Raw genomic sequence first — 16481 nt, forward strand, 5'->3', positions numbered from 1 at the left:
GGCTTTCAAACTATAATATTTTCAAGGTTCGGTCTCCTGACCGCGTCGCTTTTTCTCGCTCCGCTCTCAGGCACTTATCTAATATATCGAGCCTAATTAGCTTTGTCAACTCTTTTTTTCAAAAAAATTGAGTTGTTTAGAGTTGGAAGTAAAAGCCTTGTGCAGTAAGGATTTTAGGCTATAGTATTCCTGGAAGTTGAGAAGGAAGCAATAAAGTTGTGAGCAAGTTTGGTGTTTTGCCACCTTGGCTAGTGTTAGATCCACTGTTGCATGGCTGGTTGTTGGAGGATATTGGTCGGGGCGATCGCACAACAAACAGCCTGCTAGCTAAAGATGTCACACCAGGAACAGCCAAATGGATAGCGAAAGCCCCAGGAATCATTGCTGGCTTACCAGTTGCAGCTAGGGTATTTCAGCTTTTGAATGAAAAAGTCAGTTTTGTGCCAATGACAAATGAAGGGGCATCGTGTGAACAAGGACAGGTAGTAGCGGAAATTCATGGTTCATTGGACGCGCTGTTGATGGGAGAACGGGTGGCGCTTAACTTAGCTATGCGGTTGAGTGGGATTGCGACTCTCACTAATATATATGTAGAGCAAATTGCCGATTTACCTGCTCAGTTGGTAGATACACGCAAAACTACACCAGGGCTGAGATTGTTGGAAAAATACGCAACGACTGTGGGTGGGGCAATTAATCATCGTATGGGACTGGATGATGCGGTCATGATCAAGGATAACCATATTGCTGCGGCTGGAGGGATTGGCGAAGCAATTACCCGTATCCGTTCCCAGATCCCTTATCCCCTAACAATAGAAGTAGAGACAGAAACTCTAGAGCAAGTCAAAGAAGCGCTAGAGCATAAAGCTGACATTATTATGTTGGACAATATGCCTCTAGATATGATGTCTCAGGCGGTGCAGATGATTCGCGAACAGTATAGCCATATCAAAATTGAAGCTTCAGGTAATGTAACTTTGGACACGATTCGCGCTGTAGCCCAAACAGGTGTGGACTATATTTCTAGTAGTGCGCCGATTACGCAGTCGAAGTGGTTGGATTTGAGTATGAAAATTCCCCTGGCATAAGCAGGCTGATAACTTTACAGGAAAATTAGTGTGCTGTTGCATCTTGGGGAAATAAAATCTCAAAAAGTTGGGTAGCTATTAAATATAAATATCCGACGAAATCCTTGTGCGTATTTCTTCAAGCAGCAATTGTTTGAGCCAGAGATGGAAAATCAAGCCTTTTCAGTTTATATTGCAGATTTTTGGTTATATTTCGGCTCAATATCTATATGTACTGGTTAATGTGGAAGTTGAGTTATGGAAGCTGAAGAGTTGTTGCAGCGTTATACTGCTGGGGAGAGAAATTTTATATCCGTCCAAGTTAAAGGTCAACTAATCGAGACTGACTTGCAAAGTATTAACTTGAGTGGAGCTATTTTTGCGTGTAATACTTTGGAAGGATCTAACTTCAGTCATGCCAATATCAGTGGAGCTTACATTAGCGATCACTATCTTGCCGATATCAACTTTAGAGATGCTAACCTCAGTAGAACCTCCTTGGAGCAAGCTGATTTGGAAGGAGCCATTCTCAGTAGAGCCAACCTGCGAGAGTCCAAACTTCGATTTGCCAATTTGAGAAAGGCCGATTTGATTGGATCTGATTTGACTGGAGCCGATTTGGGTGGTGCTGATTTGAGATGGGCTAACTTGACTTATGCTATTGGGGTTAAACTTGATAACTGTTTTCTCTGTAACACAGTCATGCTTGATGGAAGCATTCGGAACGATCAATGTGTCTGAATCTTCGTTTGCCAGTAATGATGCATCAAGTCGTAATTTTTTCTGCCGCCAATAACAAAATAATTTGGTAATGGTTACGCTCTGTATCTTCTTTTGCTTGTCGATAATCAACTAACAATTATTCTTCGCTTAATTAATTAGCGATCGCATTCGTTTGTGCATAGTACTTGGATATATGTACTGTAACAATTATAGTTTATAATCAGTAATTATCTTAACTTAAGATTAGTTGTAAAGTTACTATTTCTTAACATAAATAAAAGTAATCGTAAATATAAAAAATCGTAAAACTATATAATAGTTAAATATTTTATGCTTTTTGTTACGAAATTATTGCCAATATCAAAATGATATGTATGATAGTTTTGGGATTTTAAATTATGCAAACAAATATCAATATTTAATACTTGATACTTGGAATAATTTTAATTTTTAGTATATTTTTTAAGTCAAAAAATATGCTAGAAAAGAGCAACAATTGCTACAACTAGATTTTTGCAAAAACTAACCTTCATTACAGCTTAAAGAAAAAATTATCGGGACAATGGGTGCAGACAAAAATACTGTTGTTTTGCGCTCGGAGACGAATAATGGTAGCGATCGCAGAGAACGTTCAGCATCGGCTAACTATACAAACTGTAGAAATTGCCCCTAACACAACGGCGATTCGCTCTCTTGATTGGGACCGCGATCGCTTCGATATCGAATTCGGACTGCAAAATGGTACGACTTACAATTCATATCTAATTAGGGGTGAGCAAACAGTTTTAATTGATACTTCTCACCAGAAGTTTCGTCAACTGTATTTAGACACACTAAAAAGTCTTGTGAACCCCAAGACTATTGATTACATTATTGTCAGCCATACAGAGCCAGACCATAGCGGCTTGGTAGAAGATGTTCTCCAGTTAGCTCCTAGAGCGACTGTTTTAGCTTCCAAAATTGCATTGCAATTTTTAGAAGGTTTGGTACACGAGCCATTTTCCAAGCGGATTGTCAAAAGTGGCGATCGCATCGATATTGGCAAAGGACACGAAATCGAATTCGTGAGTGCGCCTAACCTGCACTGGCCAGATACCATCTTCAGCTATGACCGCAAAACCGAAGTTATCTACACCTGTGATGCTTTTGGGATGCACTTCTGTGACGATCGCACTTTTGACGAAGACTTAGAGGCGATTGAAGCTGACTTTAGATTTTATTACGATTGCTTGATGGGTCCCAATGCGCGCTCCTTGCTGAATGCAATGAAGCGAATGGGTGACTTGGGGAAAATTAACATTATTGCCAACGGTCACGGCCCCCTACTGCACCACAATCTAGATGTGCTGACCGAGTGTTACCAAAGTTGGAGCCAAAGACAAGCAAAGGCAGAAACCACCGTCGGCTTGTTTTATGTTTCAGAATACGGCTTTGGCGATCAGCTAATTCAGGCACTTGGTGAAGGAGTTCAAAAAACTGGAGTTGGGATCGAAATGATCGATCTGAGTTCCGCTGAACTTCAAGAAATTCAAGAACTAGCAGGTCGAGCAGCTGGCATTATTATTGGTATGCCGCCTACTACTGCTGCTGCTGCTCAAGCTGGTATCAGTTCGCTGCTATCTGTGGTCAACAGCAAGCAACTGGTAGGATTGTTTGAGTGCTACGGTGGGGATGATGAACCCATTGATACACTGCGACGTAAATTTATCGACTTGGGTGTCAAGGAAGCCTTCCCAGCGATTCGGATTAAAGAAGCTCCTAGCGCCTCTACATACCAGCTATGTGCAGAAGCGGGTACGGACTTGGGACAAGTGCTGATGCGCGAACGCAACATCAAGCAGATCAAGTCCCTCGACGTGAATATGGAAAAAGCGTTGGGTCGGATTAGCAGCGGATTATATATTGTTACCACCAAGAAGGGTGATGTCAGCAGTGCAATGCTTGCATCTTGGGTAAGCCAAGCAAGTTTACAACCCTTAGGATTGACAATAGCCGTAGCTAAAGACCGCGCGATTGATTCCTTAATGCAAATAGGTGATCGCTTCGTTCTTAATGTTCTAGAAGAAGGCAATTATCAAGAACTGAAGAAGCACTTTCTTAAGCGTTTACCTCCCGGTGGTGACCGATTTGCTGGTGTAAAAACTCAAACAGCGAAGAACGGTTCCCCAATTCTGACAGATGCACTGGCATATATGGAATGTGAAGTGCAAAGCAGCATTGAATGCAGCGACCACTGGATTTTATATTGCACAGTCCAAGAAGGACGTGTATCCAAATCAGAAGGACTGACAGCCGTTCGTCATCGCAAAGTAGGTAATTACTACTAAAGCTGAGTAGAGATGGACAGGATGAGGGGGATGAGGATGAATAGCTCCCTCATCTTTCTCTACTCCCTGATCTTCTACCAGGATTTCATCAATCAAATGAGATTCCCCAATCCCCTCACCCGCGTCTTTGAATTCGCTAAAAACTGGGTAAATCCTACCCGGTTTTTCCAAGTTTTTCGTAAATCTTACCCGAAATCTATGAGCAATTCCAAACCCCGTGACGTACAAGTTTTGCCCATTGCGACAAATACTAAAGTTCTGAGAGCACGTAGTTGGTCACGTCTGCGGTTTGAAATTGAATATGCACTTGAAAGGGGTACAACCTCCAATTGCTATTTAATTGAAGGCGATAAAACTGCAATTATTGACCCACCGGCGGAAACTTTCACCGAAATTTATCTCGAAGCTTTACAGCAGACGCTTAATTTAAAACGGTTAGATTATGTAATTCTGGGTCACTTTAATCCTAACCGCGTCGCAACTTATAAAACGCTTCTAGAACTAGCACCGCAGATTACTTTTGTCTGTTCGCTTCCTGGTGCAGCTAATTTACGGAATGCTTTTCCTGATGACACTTTAAATATCTTGGTGATGCGGGGGAAAGAAACTTTAGATTTAGGTAAGGGTCATGTTTTAAAATTCTTCCCTACTCCTAGCCCGCGTTGGCCAGAAGCGCTTTGTACCTACGACCAACAAACCCAAATTCTCTACACAGATAAATTATTTGGCTCTCATATCTGTGGCGATGAGGTATTTGATGAGAACTGGGAAACATTCAAGGAAGACCAGCGATACTATTACAACTGTTTAATGGCTCCCAATGCTCTGCATGTAGAAGCAGCTTTGGAGAAAATCTCTGATTTACAGGTGAGAATGTATGGTGTTGGTCACGGGCCTTTGGTACGCACCAGCTTAATTGAACTCACCAAATCCTATGGAGATTGGAGCCATGCTCAAAGAACCAGGGAAATATCTGTAGCACTGCTGTATGCTTCAGCTTATGGAAATACGGCAACTTTAGCACAAGCGATCGCTCTCGGATTGACCAAAGGTGGAGTGGCGGTAAAATCAATCAACTGCGAATTTGCACCCCCTGATGAAATCCGCACTACCTTGCAAGAGTGTGATGCATTTATCATTGGTTCTCCTACTATTGGTGGTCATGCACCTACCCCGATTCATACAGCTTTAGGAATTGTCCTCAGCGATGGCGATAATAATAAACTGGCTGGGGTGTTTGGTTCCTATGGCTGGAGTGGTGAAGCATTTGATTTAATTGAAGGTAAACTCCGGGATGCTGGCTATAAATTTGGTTTTGAAACCCTCAAGGTCAAGTTTAAACCTGATGATGTAACTCTCAAATACTGTGAAGAATTAGGCACAGATTTTGCCCAAACTATAAAAAAAGCGAAAAAGGTGCGCGTACCGCAACAATCGGCTACTCCTTTAGAACAAGCTGTTGGTCGGATTGTTGGTTCAGTTTGTGTAGTTTCAGCAAAGCAAGGAGAAGTGTCCACAGGAATGCTAGGTGCTTGGGTATCTCAAGCAACCTTTAATCCACCAGGTATCACTGTGGCGATCGCTAAAGAACGAGCCATTGAATCGTTGATGTATCCTGGTGGTAAATTTACCTTAAATATTTTAGAAGAAGGCAATCATGTAGACTACATGAAGCATTTTCGCAAATCTTTTGCTCCAGGAGAAGATAGATTTGCTAGCTTTAGTACAGCAGTGGCTGATAATGGTTGTGTTGTCCTGACTGATGCCGTAGCCTATCTTGAATGCTCAGTGAGTCAACGTCTAGAATCTGGCGATCATTGGGTAGTTTACGCAACTGTTGATAACGGTAAATTACTCAAACCTGATGCAGTGACTGCTATTAACCATCGGAAAACAGGTACTCATTATTAGGTTTTACTGGTAAGTAACCACTAATTACAGTTAGGTTAAGGAGGAAGGGGAAAGAAGCAAAAACAAACATTGCTCTACCCTTTTTTTCTTTAGGAACTATCTTTTAAAAATACTGTAAATATACTACCTTGGGGATGATTATCTTCAACAAAAATGCTGCCGTGATGTGCCTCTATCGCCATTTTACAAAAAGCTAATCCTAAACCAATTTGTGTAACTTCTTGCATTAAATTTCCGGTTTCATACTTATCAAAAATTTTTTGACGGAGCGTTGGAGGAACTCCGGGGCCAGAATCAGCAACTTGCACTTTCACAATTCCTGATTCCAAATACTCTGCTCGTAAGATGACTTGAGAGTTTGACGGCGAGAATTTAATTGCATTAGAAAGTAGATTATCCAGCACTCGCCGGAAGATGGTTGCATCTACTTTAATAATCCTGCTCAGTTTCGGTAATTCGCTTACTAAAGTCAGCTGCTTTTGAGTAGCGATCGCCTCAATATCTGCTACGGCTGAAATACAAATCTCACTAATGTCTACTTCTTTGTAGTTAAGAATCATTTTGTCAGATTCTAACTTTGCCATCAGCAACAAGTTATCAATCAAAGATTGGAGTTGTTCTACAGCGATATCAATTTGAGCTAGTTTTCGTTGCTGTTTTTCAGGTGTTACTCCAGGAAGTTGGAGAATATCAACCGATAAGACAATACTGGCAAGGGGATTTCGCAAGTCATGCACAATCATGTTAACCATGTCTTCTCGCAGCTTAAGCAAAGCTTGCTGATTGTCGTACTGCTGCTTAATCCGCAACATCGAATTAACTCTAGCTCGTAACTCTACCCTGTTGACGGGCTTACTAATAAAGTCATCTGCACCTGTCGCTAGACATTGAGCCAAATCTTCTTTAGTATTTAATGCCGTTAATACAATGATCGGCACCATCTGCCATTGTGGATCAGCTTTGATACGTCGGCATACTTCCAGCCCATTTAGATCGGGCATCATTACATCCAGCAAAATCACATCGGGTTCAAAACTATCCAGGCGATCAAGAGCTTGTTTACCACTAGAAGCGTAGTAGAGCCGATAATTTTCACCATCTAGCAATGTTTCAACAACATCAAAATTATCCGGTTCATCATCAATTACCAAAATAGAGGGTTGAGTGTACATGAAAAATTGTCGCTACTTGGCTAAAAGTTGTTGAATTGTGATTACAAGCTGTTTGAGTTTTACGGGTTTGGTCAAATATTCGTTAGCTCCAGCTGCCAAACAAATTTCGCGATCGCCTGGCATGGCTAGCGCCGTTAGCGCAATAATCGGAACATCGACAAATTGCCGATCTTTACGAATGCGTCGCATCGCTTTTAGTCCGTCCACGCTTGGCATCTGTATGTCCATCACAATCAAGTCAGGTTTTCTAGCTAGGGCCAGATCAATGGCTTGTTGTCCATCTTTTGCCAATACCAGACGGTATCCTCGATTTTCAAGATAGCCGGACATTGTATCAATATTTGCTTGGTTGTCTTCTGCCAGCAAAATCAAAGGAGCTTCTACATCTGGCTCTGGTGCTACCATCAATGCAGATAAGCCGGGATGGGTAGGATGTTGTAGTTTCTCTAGAGTTGCGCGAAACTGAGCACGAGTAATAGGTTTTACTAAATATTCTGAAGCGCCATGAACCATTCCTTTGGTGTGCTCGTCCACTACGGAAATGATGATGACTGGAATTTCTTTGGTTTCTGGGTGAGCTTTAAGTTGATTTAGTACATCCCAACCCGACAGGTTCGGCAGTTGAATATCCAAAAAGATAATAGCAGGCTGAACTCGCAACACTTCATCAATAGCTCCTTCGCCTTGAGCATAGACGATGGGTTGCATTTCCATTTCGTTGAGGTAGCGAGTTATTTGTTCAGCAGCAGAAACCGAATCTTCGATAATCAAAACTGGAGAATTAGCAGCAGGTAAGCGAAGGCTAGGCAATGGAGGCGTTACCTGGTTTGTAAGCTTAACACCGGCTTTGTAGGGAATGCGGACAGTAAAACAGCTGCCTTGCCCAACTTCACTGCTAACCGATACTGTTCCTCCATGCAAGCTAGCAATTCGCTGCACTAGCGCCAAGCCTAAACCTGTGCCGTTATACTGACGATTGAGACTGCTATCAAGCTGGATGAAGGGCTGAAACAACTTGCTAATATCTTCAGGGCTAATGCCGATGCCGGTATCAATAACACAGAAGCAAAGGTAAGAGCTATTACAGTACTGTGGTTGGGGGACTAGAGATTTCCAGGAAACGTGGTTAAATGTTAATCCGCAAGACTGGGAAGATGAAGCAATTACTTCCTGCTCTGCTGTACTTTCATGCATCTCCTTATCTTCCAAGCAAATTTCTAGCGTCACAAATCCCCCATCTGGCGTGAACTTGACCGCGTTGCTCAACAAGTTAATCAGCACCTGGCGTAAGCGGCGTTCATCTACTTGAATGTTACCAAGATTGTTGGCAATACTAGTACAGAGGTGAATATTTTTCTTCAACGCCATTTGTTTGATAAAGGCGAGGCTGGAATCGCAGAGGCTCTTAAGCGAAACATCACTCAGCTGCAACTCAAATTTGCCAGATTCGATTTTAGATAAATCCAAGATGTCATTGATCAGTTCTAGCAGATGTCTGCCGCTACGCTCGATGGTGGCGATCGCTTTTGCTTGGCGTTCATTTATAGAACCAAACACGCCTTCCTGGAAGCCTTCCGACATCCCCAGAATTGCATTCAGCGGCGTTCGCAGCTCATGGCTCATATTGGCGAGAAATTCATCTTTGAGGCGAGTAGCGCGGGCAAGCTGCTCATTTGTCTGCCGCAGTTGTTCTTCAGCTTGTTTGCGTTCGGTGATATCTTCATAGGAACCCAAGACGCCAAATACCTCACCTGCGCTATTAGTCAAGGGAACTTTGCTAGTTCGTATCCATATTTGCTCACCATTGAGATTGTTTGTTGGCTCTTCGTAACCTAGTTTGGGAGTTCTAGTGTTCATCACATAGGCATCATCTGCACAGTAGAGGTGTGCCCAATTTGCCCAAGGTAAATCCAAGTCGGTCTTGCCGATAATCTCATCGGGAGTCAGTTGAAAATCGCTAGCAAAGCCAGGGTTACAACCTAAAAACCGCGACTGGCGATCTTTCCAAAACACACGTTGGGGAATTGTATCGAGTACCAATCGCAGCATTGTGCGTGATTCTTCCAGTTTTTGTTTAGCTTGTTTGCGATCGCGGATATCAAATATGCTGGAACGGCTACATAGATAGGTGCCATCTTCACTCTTAACGGCAGTTGCATTCAGCAACACTGGTAAAATTGTCCCATCTTTACAGATCATCTCAAACTCTAGATCTTTCACCCAACCACATTTTTTGAATTCTTGATAGTTTTGGCAAAAAACCAAGCGACTTGCTTGCGAGACAAAATCAACAAAGTATTTGCCGATCATTTCTTCATAGGTGTACCCCAACCATTGCAATTCCGTATCATTAATATTGACAAATCGACCGTCAGTGTCGAGAGAATGGTAGCCACAAGGAGCATTGTTATAGAGATCTGCAAGCTCGCGGGTATAAGTTGCGAGTACCTCTTCGGCTTGTTTGCGATCGCTAATATCTGTCACGCGCACTAAGTTCAGGTTACGTTCGGCTACGGTAATCGGCTTGGCTGCAATGTTGCCCCAGAAAGAGTTACCTTGATGAGTAACATATTCAATTTCTCGGCTCCAAAAACCTTTTGACTGCATTTCTGCCACAATAGCAGCCATCTCTTCGGCAGAGAATTGATGGCGTTGGAGTGTATGCCCTTCAATACCGATTAGTTCAGCTTTGTCAGCAACCTCAAAGAGTTCTATCGCTCGTCGATTACAATCCAGGGTAAGCAGCGTTTGCGGATCAACTAGAAACAGAGCATCAGTAGATTCGTTGAAAATTACCTCCCGCAATCTCTTGTTACGGACAAGTTCCTCTTCAGCAAGTTTGCGACCTGTGATATCTGTGAGTGTAGCGATATAGCCGATAATGCTATCTTTAGAGTCGGTTTCAGGTAGGACCTGGACATAAAACCAGATAATGCTGCCGTCTGGGCGGAGAAATCTGCCTTCGTTCCGATATGGTTCTTGTTGCTCAAATGCTTGAGACCATTCTGTAAAGATACGATCGCGATCTTCCGGGTGTATGGTTAATACCCATCCCATTCCGAATGCTGCTTGTGTTGGTCTAGCTGTCATTTCGCACCAGCAATTGTTCGCATAAACACAGTTTCCAGCAGTGTCAAGGCGGAAAATCGCAACTGGTGAGGCTTCTGCTAAAGTTGCATAACGGCGTTCGCTCTCCCGCAAAGCTTGTTCTATTTGTTTGCGTTCGGTAATGTCTAAGATAGTGCCGATCAACTGTTTTGGTTTGCCATCAGCATCTAATATGACTTCGCCCCGGGACAGTAAATTGCGCAAACTTCCATCTAGGCGATAATAGCGATACTCGATTTCATAGGATTGCCCAAGGGCGATCGCTTGCTGCACCATAAAATTGCAACGATCGCGATCGTCTGGATGAATGTACTGGAGCATTTTGTCGTAGCTAGGTATACCAGACTGAGGAGCGCGTCCAAAAATGCGAAATACCTCATCTGACCAGATGGCTGTTTGCGTTTGTAAATCAAATTCCCAACTACCCAAATTAGCAATTCGCTGGGCGGTAGCCAGGTGAGCTGCACTTTTACGGAGTTGCGCTTCCATCTGTTTGGGCTGGGTAATATCTTTGGCAATACCCAAAAATCCGATAGTTTCTCCTTCATTATTATGCAGGGCTGTCACTGTCAGAATTACAGGGAACCGAGAGCCATCTTTGCGAATGTATGTCCATTCATCCTCATAGGTTTTTTCCTGTTGGGTAATAACAGTAAAAAATTCTAAACCTGGTGCAATTTCCCTGCCCAGTTTTAATGAGAGTGCTGCTGCTTTTTGCTTGATTTCTTTTTCGTCGTGGAGTATACAGCTTGGCGTCATCAAACCAACCACTTCATCTGCTGTATAGCCAAACATTTTTTGGGCACCAGCATTGAAGGTTTTAATAATGCCTTGGGAATCAGTGGAAACAATGGAATAATCAGTCGCATCCAGAATCGCTTGTTGCATTCTAGAAAGAGTTAATAACTGCGCTTCTGCTTGTTTGCGTTCGGTGATATCCGTTCCCGAACCTGCCATGCGAATCGCATTGCCTGCTTCATCCCATAATGCTTGCCCTCGATCTAGCACCCACATATAAGATCCGTCTTTGCACTTGACTCGGTATTCTTCGCGAAACAAGGGCGACTTGCGCGCCAGATGATCTGCAACTGCGCTCAAGACGCGATCGCGATCGTCTGGATGAATTTGGGTTGTCCATTCCTCTACGTTGTAGTTAAGTTCATGTTCTGCAAAGCCGCGCATTTCTTCCCAACGAGTTGAGAGGAAGACTTCACCAGTTTTAATATTCCAATCCCAGATTCCGTCATTGCTGCCCCGCAGCGCCAACTGCCAGCGTTCTTCACTCTCCCTTAAAGCCGCTGTGCGTCGTTCTACTCTAGCTTCAAGTTCCTGATTTAATTGTTGCAATGCTTGTTCTGCATAAATGCGCTCAGTAATGCTTTCCTGTAAGCAGGCTTCAGCTTGTTTGCGGATTGAGACGTCTTCAATTACAGAAATGAAATAGTTCGGTTTACCAAAGCGATCGCGCACCAGCGTAACTGTTAAGTTTATCCAGACAATGGAACCATTCTTGCGGATATAGCGTTTCTCCATTGAGTAGGTGGAAATTTCACCAGCTAAGAGTTTCTCTACCTGCTGTAAATCAGCTGTCAAATCTTCTGGATGGGTAATCTCTTGAAAGGTTAAAGTCTGGAGTTCAGCTTGAGGATAACCGGCAATCTCACAGAAGCGCTGGTTGAGGCGAATGAAGTGCCCCTGAAGCGATACGTGGCTCATGCCTACAGCAGCCTGCTCGAAAGTACAGCGGAAACGTTCTTCGCTCTCCCGCAAAGAATCTTCTGCTTGTTTGCGTAAGCGATGCTCGTCGTAGACATCGCTAATGTCTATCAACACGCCCAGCATTCGCAATAGTTGCCCAGTTTCGTCGTAGACTCCCTTTCCTTTTTCAGATACCCAATGAATGCTGCCATCCTGCCACAATACTCGGTATTCCACAGCGTAATCAGTTTGTGTGGCGATCGCTTGATTAAATTCCCGTTCTACCAATTGCCGATCCTCTGGATGGATCAGGTTTAACCGTTGCTCAAAAGTCAGCTTCGAGTCACTCTTCTCATAGCCAAAACAGCGAATTGTATTCTCGCTGAGAAATATTTCATCAGTGCTTGGGTTCCATTTCCAATAACCCATGTGAGTAAGATTTAAGGTGATCTGAAGTTTTCCTTCACTGACTCGCAGCGCTGCTTGTATGCGTTTGCGTTCTAGCAGTTCTGCTTGTACCTGCTCATTAGCACTCGCCTGTTGAATTGCCAGCGATATTTGCACAGCGACTTGCTCCAAACATTCCAATTCTGCCGCTTGCCAATGACGAGGTCCAGAACATTGATGAGCTATTAACAATCCCCATAATTGACCTGTTGCCAGGATGGGGACTACCAAATTGGCTTTTACTTCCAATTGTTCCAGCCACTGCACATCATACTCTGGTAAACCTGCTTGATAAATATCAGCGATCGCCTGCTTTTTTCCCTGGCAATCATCGGCTGCTGTGGTTTTTTGAAAGTAAGTGCCCTGAAACTGCCTACCGAGGGTGACTGTCCAACCTGGAAGCACCGACTCGGCAACAACACTACCGCTTATATCTGGCTGAAATTGATAAACTAGTACCCGATCTGCCTTGAGAAACTGCCGCACTTCTTTTGCTGTTATCCGCAGAATCTCTTTCAGTTTGAAAGAGTCACGAATTCGTAAAGCGATCGCGTTAATTAATTGTTGCTGTTCTCGACTTTGTTCTAGCTGCCGAGTTAAATGCATCCTTTCAATCGCATTATGAATTGTACGTTGAAAACCTGCCAGGGTGAGCTTATCTTTGACTAAATAATCTTGGGCACCGCTTTTAATCGCATTGACAGTGATGATTTCATCTTCCTGTCCCGTCAGCATGATGATAGTGGTTTGAGTATGACTCAAGCGTTCTCTCAATCGCCTAAGAAACTCTAGCCCATCCCCATGAAGTAACAGAAAATCTAGTAAGATGACATCTGGCGTTTCCTGCTGACACCATTGCATCGCCTCTGTTGCCGTCTCAAACTCCAAAATGCGATAAGTATCTAGGCTGTCCTGCTTCAAAAAGCGACGACATGCCATCCGATCTACAGCGCAATTATCAATCAAGAGGATGGTAAGACAGGAGCGATGACTCATAACTTAAAAATATAAACGCGATCGCGTTTTAAAAAATTGTACCTCGATAATTGTCATGTTTTTAACATGACGTAAATTAAAAAACATTTATGCAAAGGATAGATAAGTACTTATACTTGCTTATAATGACAAAGTTAGCTGAAAGAATGTAGACGCAAAAAGGTTTCCCGCAGAGTATGCTAACTGCTCGAAATTTTTTATATGTTGTGTTTCACTACATTCAATCCAATCTGCGAAAGCAGTCGTTTCTCCCCAGCAGGTGATGTTTCCACCAGGGCATCGACTACCATTTACGGCTGATTTTCTGATGATTGAACCAAATACTGGCTTGCACATAGACTTGGAGGTTGATGAGCCTATCTCATTTGCAACTGGGAAGCCTACTCACTCTATCGGCGATGATGACTATAGAAACAAGTGTTTTGTCGATGCAAACTGGCTGGTTATCCGCTTTGCAGAAGAACAAGTCTCATCTCAGCCAGAACGCTGCGCTCGATTTATTGCTGGTGCGATCGCTCAACTGACAGATAATAATACTTATCGCCAGAAGCTACTTCATGTAGAGAAAGTTACTCCTATGCGTCAGTGGTCTGCACGTCAAGCTTCCAGATTCAAGAAAAGTGATTACCGCCAAGGCTATCTTGTCCAAAGAAAGAACTAAGGATGTGAAAAAATTGAATTTCTGCTAAGTAATTTATTTGGTAGCATCTGAGCCTGACAAGTACATAATATAGTATCTCTCTCGGCTTCGTTTCTGAAAATTCCTGGAAATAGTTTCACGCACCTAAAATTTTTCAAATGTACCGCTAATCCGCATAAGGATTGCCAAATTTTTTACCTGGGTGTAATTAAAACCTTTGAGTGAGGCTTTAAGAATATTGATCGCGTTTAAAGGTTGACTAACTATTGCATTTTACTCGAATAACTAAACGTCATCGACTAAAACTAATGACATCTGTTCTTGCTTGATCTAGCACTGAATTTGACACATCTAATAGGTTCAGTTTGCTATTTCCCATTGCTGTGTAAGGCGATACTACCTCAAACAATACCTTTCCAGAAGGAGCAATTATCATCGTTGGACATTTCTGATCTGGTGCAGCGTTGTTGGCTCCTAGAATGAATCGCTGTGTTTCAGCAGCACGGCTTACGAGGTGACTTCGCCATATAGGACATATTTCTGAATCTCCCACAGCATTATTAAGGAAAGCAAAAACTTGAACGCCTTTAGAGGCAAGATAGCGCCATTGCTCAGGATAGCGAATCTCACGACACATTTGAATACCAAGCGATACCGTCAGCCCACAAATTACAACAGAAAACGCAGGAAGCTCATCTCCTGCTTTGAAGAAGCCCCGTTCACTCGTTGCCAAATTAATTTTCCGATATACGTAGAACTCTTTGCTAGGCCCGAAATACAAAGCGGCATTATACCAACTGCCTAATTCTTGCATACAAGAACCAACGACAAGGTGTAGTTGACGTTGAGCTGCTTCATCACGTAACTTTTCGATTGCGTGCTCAAGTAAAACTGTATCTATTTGCTCTAGAAATATCGAGTCTTGCGAATATCCTGAAACAGCTCCTTCCGGAGTAACCACAAGGGTTTGTTCCTCAACAGCATAGAGGATTGAGAGAAGATGATCCATGTTAGCTGAGATATCCAAAGAGACTGGAAACTGAGCAACAGTAGCAGAAACAGTAGGATTCATAAATATTTTTAATAGTGGTTAGAGGTTATTTATAAAGTAAAGCTGAAATCGTAGTGGACTGACACAGCTAAAATGTTGCATTAGAACTAACGGATTCCTCCTCCTGAAAAACTGGATAAAGATGTTGCAGTTTCACCCGGGCATCAAGAGTAGAAAACTGCCATATTACTTTAGAAGCACTATGATTGCGTTCCTGTTGCCAGTTTAAGAGTTCAAGTTTGAGTTGTTCAGAGGTAGGAATCCTTCTGGCTAAACATTGCTTTGATAGAATACTCAGTTCAATTTCAGCTACGTTTAACCAACTGCCATTTCGGGGAGTATGATAAATTTCTAGCCGTCTGGCTAATCGATGGGCTTCTGGGGCGGGAAATGCTTCATAAAGTGAGGCAATGTTGTGAGTGTTGAGATTATCACAGACTAACTTTACTTTTCGCGCTTGAGGATAATCTACATCCAAAAGTTGACGGACTTCTTCTGCCCAATCAACACGAGTGCGATGATCTCGGTTACTAACTCTGCGCCATCCCCGATTCGGATCAAAAAACATAAACAAAGCTTGCACTCCTTCACGGGTATAGTGATAATCCTCCTTTTTGTCGTGATTTGGTTCCATTTCTAGGGGTTCGTAGACATGCCCAGTCAGCTGGACAGAGGCTTCATCCATATTAATTAAGGGTTCATCTTCACTATGTAGCTGACTATAAAGGTCTAAAATGACTTCCATTTGGGACACGAATCTCGCTAAATCCCGTTCTGGAATACAGAATCTTTGCGTTTTCCAAGGGCGTAATTGGTTTTTTTTAAAGTGCGTCGCACGGTTTCACGAGAGATTTCGGTGACAATTGTCCGTTTTTTCAGTTCTCTTGTTAACAGTCTAATTGTCCAGTCTGCTCTCCCAGAAGGTGGATCGGAACAACAAAGGGCGATGATATGTGCTTCGGTTGCTCCATCTACTTTTGGCGCGGTGGGAGGAGTCTTTCTTTGCGTAGGCGTAGCCCGCCGAAGGCATCGCTCCAAGGCAGGTTTTTCGCCTTTGAGCAGAAATCTTTGGCGAATCCTTCCGACTGTGTTCCTATGTACCTGTAAAGCTTGTGCTATTTCCTCGTCCGTCCATTTTTTTGTTCCTTGTTCTCCTTCATCGCACATGAGCAGAATTCTAGCGTGTAGGATTTTTTTGGCGGGTGAATAGCCATTTCGGCTGATTTGTTCCAGTTTTTCTCTCTGTTCTACCGTCAGATGGACTTTATCTCGGCGACCTCTTCCCACTTTCGAGTCCTCACCTTGGCATATCTATTGCACTATTTTAGCTGTGTCAGTCCA

9 protein-coding genes are annotated in these 16481 nt (G+C 43.0%); 5 read left to right on the forward strand and 4 right to left on the reverse strand.

Annotated features, from left to right (window positions below):
* The first annotated feature begins 218 nt into the window (after positions 1–218).
* The 4 genes from nadC (at position 219) to BV372_RS30640 (ending at position 6028) form a co-directional block, all read left to right on the forward strand.
* On the forward strand, positions 219–1088 hold the full coding sequence (gene nadC, locus BV372_RS30625) for a carboxylating nicotinate-nucleotide diphosphorylase (RefSeq protein WP_086690650.1): 870 nt from the start codon (positions 219–221) through the stop codon (positions 1086–1088).
* 237 nt (positions 1089–1325) lie between these two features.
* Positions 1326–1808 (forward strand): pentapeptide repeat-containing protein, encoded by a 483-nt coding sequence (locus tag BV372_RS30630; RefSeq protein WP_086690652.1) that lies wholly within the window; start codon positions 1326–1328, stop codon positions 1806–1808.
* A gap of 590 nt (positions 1809–2398) precedes the next feature.
* The gene (locus tag BV372_RS30635; protein WP_086690654.1) at positions 2399–4117 is read left to right on the forward strand and encodes a diflavin flavoprotein; all 1719 of its coding nucleotides are present in this window, start codon (positions 2399–2401) and stop codon (positions 4115–4117) included.
* 198 nt (positions 4118–4315) lie between these two features.
* Positions 4316–6028: a diflavin flavoprotein gene (locus BV372_RS30640; RefSeq protein ID WP_086690664.1), complete on the forward strand. Its 1713-nt coding sequence runs from the start codon at positions 4316–4318 to the stop codon at positions 6026–6028.
* A gap of 89 nt (positions 6029–6117) precedes the next feature.
* Here BV372_RS30640 and BV372_RS30645 read toward each other — a convergent pair whose 3' ends face one another.
* Both BV372_RS30645 and BV372_RS37250 read right to left on the reverse strand, forming a co-directional pair.
* Positions 6118–7200 carry a response regulator gene (locus tag BV372_RS30645; RefSeq protein WP_086690656.1) on the reverse strand — a complete coding sequence of 361 codons (1083 nt, stop codon included), beginning with the start codon at positions 7198–7200 and terminating at the stop codon, positions 6118–6120.
* Positions 7201–7212: 12 nt separating this feature from the next.
* The gene (locus tag BV372_RS37250; RefSeq protein ID WP_086690658.1) at positions 7213–13449 is read right to left on the reverse strand and encodes a PAS domain S-box protein; all 6237 of its coding nucleotides are present in this window, start codon (positions 13447–13449) and stop codon (positions 7213–7215) included.
* 199 nt (positions 13450–13648) lie between these two features.
* Here BV372_RS37250 and BV372_RS30655 point away from each other — a divergent pair, with 199 nt between their 5' ends.
* Entirely contained in the window at positions 13649–14110 is a 462-nt protein-coding gene (locus BV372_RS30655; protein ID WP_086690660.1) for a hypothetical protein, read from the forward strand.
* 271 nt (positions 14111–14381) lie between these two features.
* Here BV372_RS30655 and BV372_RS30660 read toward each other — a convergent pair whose 3' ends face one another.
* Both BV372_RS30660 and BV372_RS30665 read right to left on the reverse strand, forming a co-directional pair.
* Complete coding sequence (locus tag BV372_RS30660) at positions 14382–15161, reverse strand: carbon-nitrogen hydrolase family protein (RefSeq protein WP_086690662.1); 780 nt, start codon at positions 15159–15161, stop codon at positions 14382–14384.
* A gap of 67 nt (positions 15162–15228) precedes the next feature.
* Positions 15229–16427, reverse strand: a protein-coding gene (locus BV372_RS30665) for an IS630 family transposase (RefSeq protein ID WP_143845396.1) whose coding sequence is annotated in 2 segments (ribosomal slippage) — positions 15229–15965 and positions 15965–16427 — 1200 coding nt in all. Because the reading frame shifts where the segments join, the coding sequence is not laid out codon by codon here.
* Positions 16428–16481 lie beyond the last annotated feature (54 nt).

It is taken from the genome of Nostoc sp. T09 (assembly GCF_002154695.1).
In the GTDB taxonomy this organism is placed as follows: domain Bacteria; phylum Cyanobacteriota; class Cyanobacteriia; order Cyanobacteriales; family Nostocaceae; genus Aulosira.